This window comes from Stenotrophomonas sp. a6 (assembly GCF_030913325.1).
Lineage (GTDB): Bacteria > Pseudomonadota > Gammaproteobacteria > Xanthomonadales > Xanthomonadaceae > Stenotrophomonas > Stenotrophomonas maltophilia.
Map to the genome: position 1 here is coordinate 53,150 of NZ_CP133161.1, position 14,547 is coordinate 67,696.

The following is a 14,547-nucleotide window of genomic DNA, read 5'->3' on the forward strand; positions in this document are numbered from 1 at the left end:
AGGTCCGGATGGGCATCGAAGAAGCCTCCGGTCAGGACGGTTGGCGGGAAACGTCAGCGCCCCGCGCCTTCCACGGGGCTGAGTGGGCCGACCTCGACGCTGCGGCCGCGGAATTCCTGTTCCCAGATGCGGTCCTGCATGCACCAGTACGCTGCAGGGTCCCAGTACGCATCCCGATAGTAGTCATCGCCACGGGTCGGCCAGCCGGCTTCCGGGCCGTCGGACAGTTCCACCTGCAGCATCGAGCTGACCCAGCCGGTACGGCTGCCGGTCATGCCGCTGCGGTCCACGCGCATGGCAGCCTCCATGCGCGGCTTGGCCGTGGCATCGCCGTAGGCCGCATACAGCGCCGGCCCTTCGGCGAGCACCCGTTGCCGCTGCGCGGCATCCAGGCGGTTCCAGTAGCGCTCGCGCTCCAGCAGCAGGTCGCGGTAGCCGCGTTCGGCGGCCAGGTCCATCCAGATGTAGGCCAGCACCGGATCAGGGGCGGTACCCGTGCCTTCCTGGTACATGCGCGCGACCAGCGACTGCGACAGCTTGTCGGCGTGCGCGGCCGCCCGCTTGAAACGCACCAGCGCATGATCGGGCCGGCCCTGGCGCCACGACTGCAGGCCCAGCTCGCGCCAGTGCAGGTCAGGATGAGCCTGCAGGAAGCCCGGGGTCATCAGCGCCGACCGCAACGACGCGCCAGCATCGGGCGCGCAGTCCGCACTGCGGGCAGCCAACGGCGCCAGCAGCAACAGCAGGGTGCCCAGCAGGGCGGCAGAGGCGGTCGGGCGCATGCACCTGGCTCCAGTGCTCCGGTGGCGAATCAATAGCTTAGGAACGGCGTGCATGCAAGTCAGGTCCGCCCGCTGCGGCCCCGCTACAATCCCATTCCCATGCACGGTCTCAATCCCCCCCAAGCCGCCGCCGTCCTGCACATCGAAGGTCCGTTGCTGGTGCTCGCCGGCGCGGGCAGCGGGAAGACGCGCGTGATCGTGGAAAAGATCGCCCACCTGATCGGCAGCGGCCGCTACCCGGCACGCCGCATCGCAGCGATCACCTTCACCAACAAGTCGGCCAAGGAAATGCGCGAGCGTGTGGCCAAGCGCCTGCGCGAGCAGGACGCCGACGAGGTGACCATCTGCACCTTCCATGCGCTGGGCCTGAAGTTCCTGCAGATCGAACACGCGGCCGTGGGCCTGAAGCGTGGCTTCTCGATCTTCGATGCCGATGATGCCGCTGCGCAGATCAAGGACCTGATGTACGGGGCCAAGCCCGACGACATCGAGGACATGAAGAACCTGGTGTCGCGCGCCAAGAACGCCGGCCTGTCGCCCGAGCAGGCGATGGCCGCCGCGCGCAGCAACCGCGAGAAGGAAGCGGCCAGCGTCTACGAGCGCTACCAGCTGCGCCTGACGGCGTTCAACGCGGTCGACTTCGATGACCTGATCCGTTTGCCGGTGCAGATCCTGGAGGAAAATCCGGAGATCGCGCTGGCCTGGCGCGAGCGCATCGGCTACCTGCTGGTGGACGAATGCCAGGATACCAACGACGCGCAGTACCGCCTGCTCAAGCAGCTGGCCGGTGACAAGGGCAACTTCACCTGCGTGGGTGACGATGACCAGTCGATCTACGCCTGGCGCGGTGCCAACCCGGAAAACCTGCAGCAGATGGGGCGCGACTACCCTGCGCTGGAAATCATCAAGCTGGAGCAGAACTACCGCTGCTCCAACCGCGTGCTGCGCGCCGCCAATGCGCTGATCGCCAACAACCCGCATGAGCACCTGAAGAAGCTGTGGAGCGACCAGGCCGACGGTGAACGCATCCGCGTATGGGAATGCCGCAACAGCGAGCACGAAGCGGAAAAGGTCGCGGCCGAGATCGCCTTCGTGGCGCAGTCGCGCAACGTGCCTTGGAGTGATTTCTGCATCCTGTTCCGCGGCAACTTCCAGTCACGGCCGCTGGAAAAGGCGATGCAGCTGCTGCGCATCCCTTACCACCTGACCGGCGGCACCATGTTCCTGGAGCGTCAGGAAGTGAAGGACACGCTGGCCTGGTTGCGGCTGCTGGTGAATCCGGACGACGACACCGCGTTCATGCGTGCGGTGCAGTCGCCCAAGCGTGATGTCGGTGCCGGCACGCTGGCCAGGCTGGCCGAGCTGGCGCAGGAAAAGGACATGCCGATGGCACAGGCTGCCGAGGCGATCGGCGCCCTGCAGCAGCTGCCGCCGCGCGCCGCCAACAGCCTGGCGCGCTTCACCGACATCCTGCGCGACCTGCGCGCGCAGATGCGTCAGGTCACCTCGGGCGACATGATCCGCAAGGTCGCCAAGGAATCGGGCCTGCTCAGCGAACTGCGCCAGCAGGCCAAGGAAGAAGCCAGCTACCAGCGCCGTGCCAACAACATCGAGGAACTGGCACAGTGGTTCGAGGGCGGCCCGCGCGGTGCCACCGCGGCCGACCTGGCCGGCCAGCTGGCGCTGCTGTCACGCAGCGACAAGGACGAGGGCGGCAACCAGGTGCGCATGATGACCATGCACGCCTCCAAGGGCCTGGAATTCCCGTACGTGTTCATCGTGGGCTGCGAGGATGGCGTGCTGCCCCACCAGGTCAGCCTGGACGAGGGCAACCTGCAGGAAGAGCGGCGGCTGCTGTACGTGGGCATCACCCGCGCCAAGATCCAGCTGTGGATGAGTTACAGCAAGCTGACGCGCAAGTTCGGTGAGCATGTGCGGCTGAAGCCGAGCCGGTTCTTCGATGAGATCCCGGCGGAGGAGATCCAGCGTGATGGCGCTGATCCGGTGGCCGATGCGGCGCGCAAGAAGGAACGGGCGAGTGCGGGGTTGGCGGCGATCGAGGCGTTGTTCGACTAGGGCGCTCCAACGGCGCCGCCCCTCCGTGGTGGAGCACGCGTTGGTTCCGCAGTGTGGCCGATCGGGGTGGGTTCGCGGGGGACGCCGTGAACCCGTCCCTGGGGGCTTAGCCGCGCCATCCATGGCGCGGATACCCCCGCGAACCCACCCCGATCGGCCTCTGACAGATGCCGGGCGCTTCCTTCCACGGCAATGCAAAGAAAATCAAAAGCAGCAGCCGGGGTTGAGGCAGAATCGGGGTTTCGGCTGGAGGTCCACCTGTGCAACCGATCGAGAGTGAACGCCTGCGCCTGCGTGCCATCGAGCCTGATCGCGATGCGGCGCCGATGCTGGCGCTGTTGAATGATCCGGGCTTCGTGCGCTTCATTGGCGACCGCAATGTGCGCAGTGAGGAGCAGGCGCGGGACTACATCGCGCTGCGTGTGCTGCACAGCTATGCGTTGAATGGCTTTGGCATGTATGCCATCGAGCGGTTGTCCGATGGTGCCTGGCTGGGCAATGCCGGACTGGTACGGCGTGATGGGCTGCCGGGTCCGGACATCGGCTATGCGGTGCTGTCGGAATTCGCCGGGCAGGGCTATGCCGGTGAGGCGGCGCGGGCAGTGTTCGCGCATGCGCGCGCTGGGCTGGGCCTGCACGATCTGTATGGCATCACCGATCTGGACAACGTGGTGTCCGGGAAGATCCTGCTGGGGTTGGGCATGCAGGAGCGCGGGGTGATCCAGCTGCCGGGCGTGGACAGCCCGAGCCGGTTGTATGCCACGCCGGGTGCGGCGCAGATCTGACCCCTGATGTTGGTAGGTGCCGACCGTTGGTCGGCACGATTCAGATGCAGTGCCGACCAACGGTCGGCACCCACCCCTCAGCCGCGCAGTTCGGCCAGCTGTGCCTGCAGTTCGGCCACGGCCGCTTCCAGCTGGGCCACGCGCTCGGCCAGGCCCGGGTCGGCTGCATCGCTGCTGCCACCGCCGCTGCTGGCGTACCTGGCCGCCAGCGCCGCACCGTCCACTTCCCCGCACAGCAGGTGCATGTAGCGGTCTTCGCGCTGCCCACTGGCACGCGGCAGCACCACCAGCAGCGCGCGCTGCTGCAGGCGCTCGATGGCGTGGCGGGCTTCGTCGGTGTCGGCGAAGCGGTGCAGGCGCTCGCTGCGCGTGATCAGTTCGCCCAGCGTCTGCGGCCCACGCAGCAACAGCAGCGCCAGCAGCACGGTCTGCTGCCGGGTCAGGTCCAGCGCGGCCTGCAGGCGGTGCTCGTAGCGGTCCGCGCGCGAGGAAAAGTGCTGGCGGGCCAGGCCCAACGCCTCCAGCTGGCGCAGCGCGTGCTGCACGCTGCCGGCGTCGATGTTCATCACCGGCTCGCGGGCAGTCTTCTGGTTGGCAGCCGATTGGGCGGCATTGACCGTCAGTGGATAGGTGTCCGGCGTGGTCGCCTCCTTTTCCACCAGGCAACCCAGCAGGCGGGCCTGCACGGCGTCGAGCAGGGGGACGTCGGGGGTCTGGACGGAATCGGTCATGGCGGCCTCCGGAAGGGCAACGGGTCAACCGCCAAGCATAGCCGTCCCGGGGCCGCCTTTGCCGGTAAAATGCGCCGGTATATCTGATTGCCGGTGAATCCATGCGTCGTCCCGTTTCCCTGTCCCTGACCCTGCTCGCCACTGCGGCGCTGGGCCTGTCCGCCTGCAAGCGCGTGGATGCGCCTGCTGCCGAAGCCGCTGCCCCGGAGGCCCCGGCCGCCGCTGCCAAGGCTGATGGCGCGCTTGATGCGACCGCCAACGACAATCTCAACGCCGTGCTGTGGATGCAGCGCGCGCAGGAGTACAAGGCAATCACCGAGCAGACCTACCGCGCCGCCGCCGACCACCTGGACGCCGCGCTGAAGGAAGCGCACTGGGATGCGCTGGTGCCGGAGGAACGCGGCAACGAGGCCAAGGGCCTGAAGCCGGCCGTGGTGCTGGACGTGGATGAGACCGTGCTGGACAACTCGCCCTACCAGGCGCGCCTGGTGCGCGACGGCAAGGAATACGACGAGCTGAGCTGGGACCAGTGGGTGGCCGAAAAGAAGGCCAAGGCCATTCCGGGCGTGGTCGATTTCGCCAAGGCCGCCAACGCCAAGGGCGTAACCCTGCTGTACATCTCCAACCGCGCCGTGCACCTTAAGGACGCGACCCTGGCCAACCTGCGCGAGCAGGGCCTGCCGGTGGCCGATGACAGCGTGTTCCTGGGCCTGGGCACCGTGGTCGAAGGCTGCGAGCAGGCCGGCAGCGAGAAGAACTGCCGCCGCCGCCTGGCCGGGCAGAAGTACCGCGTGCTGATGCAGTTCGGCGACCAGCTGGGCGACTTCGTGGAAGTGACCGCCAACACCAACGAAGGCCGTGACGCCCTGCTGCAGCAGTACCACGACTGGTTCGGCGAGCGCTGGTGGATGCTGCCGAACCCGACCTACGGCGGTTTCGAGCCGGCGCAGTTCAACAATGACTACAGCCAGTCGCGCCAGGCCCGCCACGACGCCAAGCGCGCTGCCCTGGACTACGCGCCGTGAGCCGCGCGCCGCTGCCGCTGCGCGATGACGAGCGCCTGATCTTCGCGCTGGACGTGCCTGATCGCGCGCAGGCGCTGGAGTGGGTCGACCGCCTCGGCGACAGCGTGGCGTTCTACAAGATCGGCATGGAACTGCTGGCGTCGGGCGAGTACTTCCAGGTGCTGGACGAGCTGGCCCGCCGCGACAAGCGCGTGTTCGTCGACCTGAAGTTCTTCGATATCCCGGCCACTGCCGCGGCGGTGATCAAGCGCCTGTCGCAGTGGCCGGTCAGCTACGCCACCATCCACGGCTGGCACCCGGCGATGATGGAAGCCTGCGCCGCCGCCAACAGCAGCGACATGCGCCTGCTGGCGGTGACCGTGCTGACCTCGATGGGCCGCCCGGACCTGGCGCAGATGGGCATCGACCGTGAACCGGTGGACGTAGTGGTCGAACGCGCGCTGGCCGCGCAGGCGGCCGGTATCGATGGCGTGATCGCCTCGGGCCAGGAAGCCGGCCCGATCCGCGCCGCTACCGGCGCCGGGTTCTCGATCGTCTGCCCGGGCATCCGCCCCGGTGGCCCGGTCGGCGATGACCAGAAGCGTACCGTTGGCGTGGCCCAGGCCTTTGCCGATGGCGCCGATGCCATCGTGGTTGGTCGCCCGATCCGCCTGGCCACCGATCCGCAGGCCGCGGCGCGGGCCATCCAGCAGGAAATCGCGTCGGCGCTGGCTGCGCGCTGAGATTCCGTTGCGCAGGCTGCAGGCCCGAACGCCATCCCGACCCGCGCGGGATGGCGTTTCTGCATCCGTCCACCGAGCGGTTGTGCCCGAATCGCCGCAAAACCTGCCGTAGATTTCATGGCCTCCATGCCAGGCATCAGGACGATCAATAAAATCAATAATTTAGGCCGCACTACGTGAAGTGTTGCCTTAACTTGAGCGGCAGCGTAGGATCGCCGCCATCCGGTCCTCGGGCCGGACATGTGCCACAACACTGTCCACCGGCCCTGCGCCGGTTTGAAGAGCCTGTGATCCCCGTGATCCCGGCTCTTTTTTTATTCCCATCAGTGACTTGCACAAGCAACAGCGGAAACCGTGACGTCCCGGCTTGCCGCTGTCACGTCACAGGCCGCAAGATGCGGACCGGTCCGGGGAGTCCGAGTGCATGAGCGTGGCAGTGCGAGGAAGGTCTGCGCGTGGATGGGGGCTGGCAGCCATGCTGCTGCTGGCCGTGGCGGCGTGTCGTGAATCGGCCCAGGACCCGGCCAAGCCGGCGGCCGAGCCGGTCGCGGCGGTGCAGGCCATGGCGCTGCGCCTGGCCGAGGACGATCTGGTCGGCTATGCAAAGCTGTCGGTACCGCCCAGCCAGTACCAGCGCCTGCAACAGGCCTGGACCGAAGGCCACAGCCAGTGGCCGCTGACCGAACTGCCGCTGGGTGACCAGCTGCTGCCGATGCTGGCCGCACTGCGCAAGCCCAATGCCAGCGCCGAACTGCAGCGCAGCTTCGATCGCCAGCTGGCCGGACAGGCCGGCGCGGTTCGCCAGGCCGCGCAATCGATGGGCAACTTCGGTGTGCAGTACCTTCGCCACCAGAAGGGCTATACGCCTGGCCAACAGGCGCATTACATCGCCCTGGTCGAAACCCTGGCCAGCTGGGCGCAGGGTGCCCCGATCAGTGACCGGGCCCGCGCACGCAGCACCATCGCCGCGCTGGTCGGCGCCGCCAACAAGGTCGGCTTCGACGACGAAGCCGGCCTGCAGGCCGCGGGCATGGAAGGCAGCCTGGCGCAGCTGGCGCCGTTCATCCACACCCTCAAGGCGGTGCTGGGCAGCTACGGGCTGGGCGTGGACGACGCGTTGCGCAGCGTGCGCGGCGAACTGCTGTCGGTGGAAGGTGACAACGCCCTGGTACGCCTGCGCTACGACCTCGCCGGTCGCGAGATGAGCCTGCAGCTGCCGCTGAGCCGCCGCGAAGGCCACTGGTACCTGACCCGCACCCTGGCCGACACCGACGCGCTGCTGCGCAAGGCCGAGGCGGCCCGCGCCGCTGCGTCGCCGTCGCCGGCTGAAGCCCCCGCCGAGGGTGGGGAAGCGGCAACGCCGCCGCCTAAGCCATAATGGCGCCGATGTCGAAACAGAACCCGCTGCCGTTCCCCGGCGAAGAATCCCAGTCGACGCCCGCCGATACGGTGCCGGCGTCCCCCTCGACCGGTACCGGCCCGAACCCGGTACCGCCGCCCGTGCACGCGCGTCCGGCCGGCCGACGCCCACTGTGGGCACGGTTGCTGGGCCGCCTGGTCGAGCCGTGGCTGTCGCTGAAGATCGAGCCGGAAGACCCGGGCCAGTACAACGATGGCCGCCCGGTCATGTACGTGCTGGAAGACTACGGCCTGTCCAACGCGCTGATCCTGGACAAGGCCTGCCGCCAGGCCGGCCTGCCGTCGCCGCTGGTGCCGCTGGCCGGTGACCCGACCGGCCGCAAGCGCGCCTACCTGGCGCTGTCGCGGCGCAGCTCCAGCAATTCGCTGATCCCCGAGCAGCGCGGTGCCAAGACCCATTCCGACTCGCTGGCCAAGGTCCTGCAGGCACATCGCGTGCGCGATGACCTGGACGTGCACCTGGTGCCGGTGTCGATCTTCGTCGGCCGCGCGCCGGACAAGCAGAGCGGCTGGTTCGCGGTGCTGTTCTCGGAAAACTGGGCGCTGGTCGGCCGCTTCCGCCGCCTGCTGGCGGTGCTGCTCAATGGCCGCAGCACCATCGTCCGCTTCGCGCCGCCGATCTCGCTGCGTTCCATCATCGACGAAGGCCTGGAGCCGGAACGCACGGTACGCAAGCTGCAGCGCGTGCTGCGCACCCATTTCCGCCGCATCCGTGAATCGGTGATCGGCCCCGACCTGTCGACCCGTCGCCTGCTGGTGGACCAGGTGCTGGCCGCCGAACCGGTGCGCGAAGCGATCGCCGCGCAGGCCAAGCGCGACAATTCGAAGACGGCCGATGCCTGGAAGAAGGCACACGCCTACGCCTGGGAAATCGCCGCGGACTATTCCAGCCCGGTGGTGCGCTCGGCCAGCTTCATGCTCAGCCACGTGTGGAACCGCATCTATGCGGGCGTGCTGGTGCACCATCTGGACAAGTTCAAGGCCGCCGCGCCGGGTCACGAAGTGGTCTACGTGCCCAGCCACCGCAGCCACATGGACTACCTGCTGCTGTCCTACCTGCTGTACGACCGTGGCATCGTGCCGCCGCACATCGTGGCCGGCATCAACCTGAACCTGCCGGTGGTCGGCACCCTGCTGCGCAAGGGCGGTGCGTTCTTCATCCGCCGCTCGATCCGTGGCAACGCGCTGTACTCGGCCGTGCTCAGTGAGTACGTCGCGCAGCTGGTGGCCGGCGGCTACTCGCTGGAGTACTTCGTCGAAGGCGGCCGCTCGCGTACCGGCCGACTGCTGCAGCCCAAGGGCGGCATGATCTCGATGACGCTGCGTGCGTTCCTGCGCCAGCCGCGCAAGCCGGTGCTGTTCCAGCCCATCTACATCGGCTACGAGAAGCTGATGGAAGGCGGCAGCTACCTGGACGAACTGTCCGGCCGGCCGAAGGAAAAGGAATCGATCTGGTCGCTGCTGTGGGGCATCCCGAAGGTGCTCAAGCAGAACTACGGCCAGGTGGTGGTGAACTTCGGCGAACCGATCGCACTGAACGACGTACTGGCCGAGAAGGCGCCGGAGTGGAAGGGCGAGGCGGTGTCCGAGGACGAGAAGCCAGCCTGGCTGTCGACCACGGTGGACACGCTGGCCGAACGCATCCAGGTGCGCATCAACGGCGCAGCTGACGTCAATCCGATCAACCTGCTGGCGCTGGCCCTGCTGTCCACGCCGAAGCACGCGATGGGCGAGGCCGACCTGATCGCGCAGATCGAGCTGTGCAAGACGCTGCTGGTCGAGATGCCGTATTCGGACCGGGTGACGGTGACCCCGCACTCGCCGGAGCGGATCATCGCCCACGCCGAGGAAATCAACGTCCTCACCCGCATCAAGCACCCGCTGGGCGACGTGCTCAGCGTCAGCGGCGATACCGCGGTGCTGCTGAGCTACTTCCGCAACAACGTGCTGCACCTGTTCACCGCCTCGTCGTGGGTGGCCTGCTGCTTCCAGAACAACCGCCGCATGAGCCGTACCGGCCTGGTCCAGCTGGGCCGCACGGTGTACCCGTTCCTGCAGGCCGAGCTGTTCCTGCCGTGGAGCGAGGACGAATTCGCACAGCGCATCGACCAGACCATCAACGTGTTCGTGCGTGAGGGCCTGCTGCAGAACGTCAATGACGACGACGGCGGCATCCTGGCGCGCAACACCGGGCAGACCGACGAGGTGTTCCGCCTGCGTGCGATCGGCCACTCGCTGCAGCAGGCCTTCGAGCGCTACTACATCGCCATTTCGGTGCTGGTGAAGAACGGCCCGGGCGTGCTGGGCGCGGCCGAGCTGGAAAGCCTGTGCCAGCAGGCGGCGCAGCGTCTGAGTCTGCTCTATGCACCGGCCGCGCCGGAGTTCTTCGACCGCACCCTGTTCCGCGGCTTCATCCAGAAGCTGCGCGAACTGCGCCTGGTGTGGCCGGACGAGAACAGCAAGCTGCTGTTCGACGAGCGCCTGGATGCCTGGGCCAAGGACGCCAAGTTCATCCTCGGCCGCGAGCTGCGCCACACCATCGAACGGGTCAGCCCGGAAGCAGCGCGCCCGGACGAGCCGGCGCCGCAGGATTGAAGGCAGCGCCGGGCCATGCGGTGGGTGTGGACCTTGGTCCACACCTTCCAGCCGTGCCAACCAGGGTTGGCACCCACCAGGACGGTCCTTAGGCCGGTTCGTCGGGAATCTGCAGGCTTTCCAGCCTGGCGATGCAGTCCTTCAACTGCAGCTTGCGCCGCTTCAGGCGCTTGGCTTCCAGCTCGTCCTCGCCGTTGGCGGCCATGCGGGTGATCTGTTCATCCAGCAGGCGGTGCTCGGCGCGCAGGGCGGCGAGGCGTTCGACAATCTCGGCGGGGTCGTAGGTATCCACGGCTTCGAGGATACACAGCGATGATGACCGCCGGGAGAGGGGAATCCCGACCCCCGGCCGTGGCCGCTCCGAGCCGTTAGAATGGAGCCCATGAGTGCCGTGATTTCCCTCCCTGATCCCCAGCCACGCGCCGCCCGCGATCCGCGCGTGGCCGAGCGCGAGCAGCACAAGCTGGCCAAGCGCCTGCGCCGCCAGGTCGGCGAGGCGATTGCCGACTTCGGCATGATCGAGGCCGGCGACAAGGTGATGGTCTGCCTGTCCGGCGGCAAGGACAGCTACACCCTGCTGGACGTGCTGCTGCAGCTGCAGAAGAAGGCGCCGGTGCCGTTCGAGCTGGTGGCGGTGAACCTGGACCAGAAGCAGCCGGACTTCCCCGAGCACGTGCTGCCGGAGTACCTGGCCGGGCTGGGCGTGCCGTACCACATCATCGAGCAGGACACCTATTCGGTGGTCAGCCGGGTCATCCCGGAAGGCAAGACCATGTGTTCGCTGTGCTCGCGCCTGCGTCGTGGCGCGCTGTACAACTACGCCGAGACCCACGGCTTCACCAAGATCGCGCTGGGCCACCACCGCGACGACATGGTGGCCACGTTCTTCATGAACCTGTTCCACCACGCCAAGCTGTCGGGCATGCCGCCGAAGCTGCGCAGCGATGACGGCAAGCATGTGGTGATCCGGCCGCTGGCCTACGTGCGCGAGAGCGACATCGTCGACTACGCGCAGGCACGCCAGTTCCCGATCATTCCCTGCAACCTGTGCGGCAGCCAGGAGAACCTGCAGCGCCGCCAGGTCGGCCTGATGCTGAAGCAGTGGGAGAAGGACCACCCGGGCCGCATCGAGCAGATCGCGCGCGCCATGGGCGAAGTCCGGCCCTCGCAGCTGGCCGACACCACCCTGTTCGACTTCATGGCGCTGGGCCGTCGCGACGACGCGCCGCTGCCCGACGCCCATGCCTGGCTGGCCGGTTCCCCGGCCGACGCCGACGCAGATCCCGAGACGCCCACCGTTTAAGGTCGGTCGCCCTTCCTCTTTGCCATCCGGAATTCCATGTTCTTTCGCAACCTGACGTTCTTCCGTTTCCCGACCACCACCGATTTTTCCGAAGTCGACACGCTGCTGCCGCACGCCCTGCTGAAGCCGGTCGGCGCACTGGAAATGAATTCGCGCGGCTTCATCTCGCCGTTCGGCCGCGAGGAGAAGGAACTGCTCTCCCACCGCATCGCCGAACACCTGTGGCTGACCGTGGGCGGCGAGGACAAGATCCTGCCGGCGGCGGTGGTCAACGACCTGCTCGAGCGCAAGCTGGAGGAGATCGAGGAGAAGGAAGGCCGCCGCCCGGGTGGCCGCGAACGCAAGCGGATGAAGGACGACCTGCTGCATGAACTGCTGCCGCGCGCCTTCGTGAAGTCCTCGCGCAACGACGCCTTCATCGACCTGCAGCACGGCTACGTCGCGGTGGATACCTCCAGCCGCAAGACCGGCGAGTACTTCATGTCCGACATCCGCGGCCTGCTCGGCAGCTTCCCGGCGATGCCGCTGAACGCCGAAGTCGCGCCGCGTTCGATCCTGACCGGCTGGATCGCCGGCGAGCCGCTGCCGACCGGGCTGAGCCTGGGCGAAGAGTGCGAGATGAAGGACCCGGTGGAAGGCGGCGCGGTGGTCAAGTGCCAGCACCAGGAACTGCGCTGCGATGAGATCGACAAGCACCTGGATGCCGGCAAGCAGGTGACCAAGCTGGCGCTGATCTTCGAGGACAACCTGTCCTTCGTCATCGGCGACGACCTGATCGTGCGCAAGCTGAAGTTCCTCGACGGTGCCCTGGACCAGCTGGAGCATGCCGACGAAGACGGCCGCCGCGCCGAGTTCGACGCCCGCTTCGCCCTGCAGAGCGCCGAGATCCGCCGTCTGTTCCTGTTGCTGGAAGAAGCCTTCAAGCTCAGCAAGGCTGACTGAACAGGCAGCCCGACGGCCGCCGGTCATCCGGCGGCCCGAAGCGGCGCTATGCTGGGCGCATGAGCCGTCTGCTGCGCCGCCTGATCAGCCCGACCCCGCCCGCCACCGTACAGCGCGACACCGTTCGCCTGCGCCTGGAGGATGCCGAGATCGAGGTACTGCGCGTGCGCGATCCGCGTGCGCGCCGCATCAAGCTGAGCGTGGACGAACGCGGCGCGCGCCTGACCCTGCCGCCGCGCGCAAGCCTGGTGATGGGCGAACGCTTCCTGGAACAGCACCGCGACTGGCTGGCACTGCAGCTGCGCCAGTACCAGGGCCAGCGCCTGCCGGCACCGCTGCAGCCGGGCGAAGACGGCGTGCTGCCCCTGCGCGGCGAACTGTTGCCGCTGCGCTGGCAGGAAGGCCGCTACGCGCGCCTGGAGATCGACGCGCATGGTGCCTGCGTGCAGTGGCCGACACGTGGTGGTGACGCCACCCTGCGTCGCCTGCTGCGCGAGTTCTACGAAGCACAGACCCGCGCCGACGTCGGCCGCTGGCTGCCGAAGTACCTGCCCACACTGCCGCGCGCACCCAGCCGCCTGCGATTGAAGGTGATGTCCTCGCAATGGGGCTCGCTCGCCCCCGATGGCAGCATGGCACTGGACCTGGCGCTGGTACTGGGCCGCCCTGAGGCTTTCGAGTACGTGCTGGTGCACGAGCTCTGCCACCTGATCCAGCCCAACCACTCGTCCGCGTTCTGGCACGAAGTGGAACAACGCTTCCCCGCCTGGCGCGAACAGCGCGATTACTTCCAGCTGGAAGGCCGCCGACTGAAGGCGATGCTTCGCCAGCTGCTGTAGAGCCGAGCCGATGCTCGGCTGACGCGCGTGGCGCAGATATCCAGCCCTCGCGATCAACAGCAGCCGAGCATGGCTCGGCTCTACAAAAGCGCGCGCAGCGCGCGACCCGCTCCTGCTCTTCCTTCTTTCTTCCGTGATGGGCACACAGGAAACTGTCCGTGGCCGGGCGGGGTGGGTTGCGCAGGGGCGTGAGCCGCATGGATGCGGCGACCGAGCTTACAAGGACGTACTTGCAGCGACCCCTGCGCAATCCACCCCGCCCGGCCTAGCACGGCTTCTGATTTGAACGACCTACCACGAGGGGCTCAGCCGTTGGCTGAAACCCTCACCCCGCCCGCAACGCCGCCGCCGCCGCCCAGCGCGCCGCCACCCGCGGCGCCGTAATGCACACCGCCTGGTCGGTCACCGTCGTCACCGCGCGCTCCAGCAGCTGGATATCCGCCTCATGCTGGCGCGCCACGTGCGGATCCTCGAAGAAGATCGCGCGCTGGCAGCGCCCTTCCAGTACCCGGTCGGCAATCTGCGCATCGCCGCCCATCGGGCCGCTCTGGTAGCGCGTCACCCAGGGCGTATCGCTGGGCCAGCCACGGCTCCACGCCAGCTCGTTCAAGCGCTGGCCGGTGGTTCCGGTTGCCACCCGCTCACCGAACCGCGCCAGCACATCGAAGTGCTCATCGGCGAAGGCCAGCATCGCCGGCTTCATCGCGTCGTGCGCGATCAGCGCCAGCGTCTGTCCTTCGAACGCATGCAGGTCGTCGGCGCCAGCATCGGCAGCCAGTCCGGCATGGATGCGTTCCACCTCGATCCAGTCGCGCGCGGTGGCCACGGTGGAAATGAAAGGCTTGCCGTGGATCACGCACTGCCGCTTCAGCGCCGTGGCTTCCGGAAACACCGAGGATGGATCGACCGGATCGATCAGGTAGACCGCGCCATCCAGTGTCCGATCCGGCCCCATGCCAACCACCTCGGCCACCAGCTTCATCAAGCCACCCTCGCGACCATAGGGGTAGCGATGCAGGCCCGCGTATCCGGTCAGGAAGCCCTGACGCTGTATCGCGTCATGGGTGCGGCCGACCGCGTGCAGCGACACGCCCAGCTCGCGCAGGCCGGGTTCGCTGACGCGCAGCCAGCGGAACAGGGCGGCGCGCGCGTCGTGGTGATGGAGACGGTTGGCAGCCAGGCCGATGCGCATCGAATGCTCCGCAGATACGGGTGAAAGCGGCAGTGTATGTCGCCATTCACCTATCTTGGTGTTTTTACAACTTTCTTCATTGCGCTTCGTCCACGCGCCGCTAGCGTAAGAGGCAGCGGTACCGCTGCGCGGCCGT

The 14,547-nt window shown here is 67.6% G+C and carries 13 protein-coding genes; 9 read left to right on the forward strand and 4 right to left on the reverse strand.

Annotation, left to right across the window (positions count from 1 at the left end; translation table 11 throughout):
- Nucleotides 1-53: 53 nt before the first annotated feature.
- Nucleotides 54-782, reverse strand: a complete 729-nt coding sequence (locus Q9Q79_RS00250) for an SEL1-like repeat protein (RefSeq protein WP_049418736.1) — start codon at nucleotides 780-782, stop codon at nucleotides 54-56.
- A 99-nt stretch (nucleotides 783-881) separates the two neighbouring features.
- Between Q9Q79_RS00250 and Q9Q79_RS00255 the strand changes: the two genes are divergently transcribed.
- Both Q9Q79_RS00255 and Q9Q79_RS00260 read left to right on the forward strand, forming a co-directional pair.
- On the forward strand, nucleotides 882-2,858 hold the full coding sequence (locus tag Q9Q79_RS00255; RefSeq protein WP_012478687.1) for a UvrD-helicase domain-containing protein: 1,977 nt from the start codon (nucleotides 882-884) through the stop codon (nucleotides 2,856-2,858).
- 260 nt (nucleotides 2,859-3,118) lie between these two features.
- Nucleotides 3,119-3,643 carry a GNAT family N-acetyltransferase gene (locus Q9Q79_RS00260; protein ID WP_012478688.1) on the forward strand — a complete coding sequence of 175 codons (525 nt, stop codon included), beginning with the start codon at nucleotides 3,119-3,121 and terminating at the stop codon, nucleotides 3,641-3,643.
- 77 nt (nucleotides 3,644-3,720) lie between these two features.
- Here Q9Q79_RS00260 and Q9Q79_RS00265 read toward each other — a convergent pair whose 3' ends face one another.
- Nucleotides 3,721-4,374, reverse strand: a complete 654-nt coding sequence (locus Q9Q79_RS00265; protein ID WP_012478689.1) for a DUF480 domain-containing protein — start codon at nucleotides 4,372-4,374, stop codon at nucleotides 3,721-3,723.
- A gap of 101 nt (nucleotides 4,375-4,475) precedes the next feature.
- Between Q9Q79_RS00265 and Q9Q79_RS00270 the strand changes: the two genes are divergently transcribed.
- From Q9Q79_RS00270 to plsB, 4 genes are all read left to right on the forward strand, one after another.
- The gene (locus Q9Q79_RS00270) at nucleotides 4,476-5,399 is read left to right on the forward strand and encodes a 5'-nucleotidase, lipoprotein e(P4) family (protein WP_021202272.1); all 924 of its coding nucleotides are present in this window, start codon (nucleotides 4,476-4,478) and stop codon (nucleotides 5,397-5,399) included.
- A complete protein-coding gene (gene pyrF / locus Q9Q79_RS00275; protein WP_005411820.1) occupies nucleotides 5,396-6,121 on the forward strand; it encodes an orotidine-5'-phosphate decarboxylase in 726 nt (241 codons plus the stop codon). Before Q9Q79_RS00270 ends, pyrF begins: the two co-directional genes overlap by 4 nt.
- A gap of 424 nt (nucleotides 6,122-6,545) precedes the next feature.
- Nucleotides 6,546-7,499, forward strand: coding sequence for a hypothetical protein (locus Q9Q79_RS00280; RefSeq protein ID WP_012478691.1), 954 nt, complete (start codon nucleotides 6,546-6,548; stop codon nucleotides 7,497-7,499).
- A complete protein-coding gene (gene plsB, locus Q9Q79_RS00285) occupies nucleotides 7,499-10,135 on the forward strand; it encodes a glycerol-3-phosphate 1-O-acyltransferase PlsB (RefSeq protein WP_044569309.1) in 2,637 nt (878 codons plus the stop codon). The genes Q9Q79_RS00280 and plsB overlap by 1 nt, the downstream gene beginning before the upstream one ends.
- Before the next feature lie 88 nt (nucleotides 10,136-10,223).
- On the opposite strand, the gene Q9Q79_RS00290 is transcribed toward plsB, so the two are convergent.
- Entirely contained in the window at nucleotides 10,224-10,427 is a 204-nt protein-coding gene (locus Q9Q79_RS00290; RefSeq protein ID WP_005407501.1) for a YdcH family protein, read from the reverse strand.
- 90 nt (nucleotides 10,428-10,517) lie between these two features.
- Here Q9Q79_RS00290 and ttcA point away from each other — a divergent pair, with 90 nt between their 5' ends.
- From ttcA to Q9Q79_RS00305, 3 genes are read left to right on the forward strand one after another with little or no spacing between them, the layout of a single operon-like run.
- A complete protein-coding gene (ttcA, locus tag Q9Q79_RS00295; RefSeq protein WP_171956739.1) occupies nucleotides 10,518-11,438 on the forward strand; it encodes a tRNA 2-thiocytidine(32) synthetase TtcA in 921 nt (306 codons plus the stop codon).
- A 36-nt stretch (nucleotides 11,439-11,474) separates the two neighbouring features.
- Nucleotides 11,475-12,380 carry a recombination-associated protein RdgC gene (locus tag Q9Q79_RS00300; RefSeq protein ID WP_005411825.1) on the forward strand — a complete coding sequence of 302 codons (906 nt, stop codon included), beginning with the start codon at nucleotides 11,475-11,477 and terminating at the stop codon, nucleotides 12,378-12,380.
- Nucleotides 12,381-12,439: 59 nt separating this feature from the next.
- Nucleotides 12,440-13,219: a SprT family zinc-dependent metalloprotease gene (locus tag Q9Q79_RS00305; RefSeq protein ID WP_201863857.1), complete on the forward strand. Its 780-nt coding sequence runs from the start codon at nucleotides 12,440-12,442 to the stop codon at nucleotides 13,217-13,219.
- A 325-nt stretch (nucleotides 13,220-13,544) separates the two neighbouring features.
- Here the strand turns inward: Q9Q79_RS00305 and Q9Q79_RS00310 are convergent, their stop codons facing one another.
- Entirely contained in the window at nucleotides 13,545-14,411 is an 867-nt protein-coding gene (locus tag Q9Q79_RS00310) for a methylglyoxal synthase (protein WP_012478694.1), read from the reverse strand.
- Nucleotides 14,412-14,547 lie beyond the last annotated feature (136 nt).

Coding starts and splice junctions, on each gene's coding strand:
- Q9Q79_RS00280 (WP_012478691.1), top strand. CDS start 6,546: ATGAGCGTGGCAGTGCGAGGAAGGTCTGCGCGTGGATGGGGGCTGGCA.
- Q9Q79_RS00310 (WP_012478694.1), bottom strand. CDS start 14,411: ATGCGCATCGGCCTGGCTGCCAACCGTCTCCATCACCACGACGCGCGC.
- plsB (WP_044569309.1), top strand. CDS start 7,499: ATGGCGCCGATGTCGAAACAGAACCCGCTGCCGTTCCCCGGCGAAGAA.
- Q9Q79_RS00255 (WP_012478687.1), top strand. CDS start 882: ATGCACGGTCTCAATCCCCCCCAAGCCGCCGCCGTCCTGCACATCGAA.
- Q9Q79_RS00300 (WP_005411825.1), top strand. CDS start 11,475: ATGTTCTTTCGCAACCTGACGTTCTTCCGTTTCCCGACCACCACCGAT.
- ttcA (WP_171956739.1), top strand. CDS start 10,518: ATGAGTGCCGTGATTTCCCTCCCTGATCCCCAGCCACGCGCCGCCCGC.
- Q9Q79_RS00305 (WP_201863857.1), top strand. CDS start 12,440: ATGAGCCGTCTGCTGCGCCGCCTGATCAGCCCGACCCCGCCCGCCACC.
- Q9Q79_RS00250 (WP_049418736.1), bottom strand. CDS start 782: ATGCGCCCGACCGCCTCTGCCGCCCTGCTGGGCACCCTGCTGTTGCTG.
- Q9Q79_RS00270 (WP_021202272.1), top strand. CDS start 4,476: ATGCGTCGTCCCGTTTCCCTGTCCCTGACCCTGCTCGCCACTGCGGCG.
- Q9Q79_RS00265 (WP_012478689.1), bottom strand. CDS start 4,374: ATGACCGATTCCGTCCAGACCCCCGACGTCCCCCTGCTCGACGCCGTG.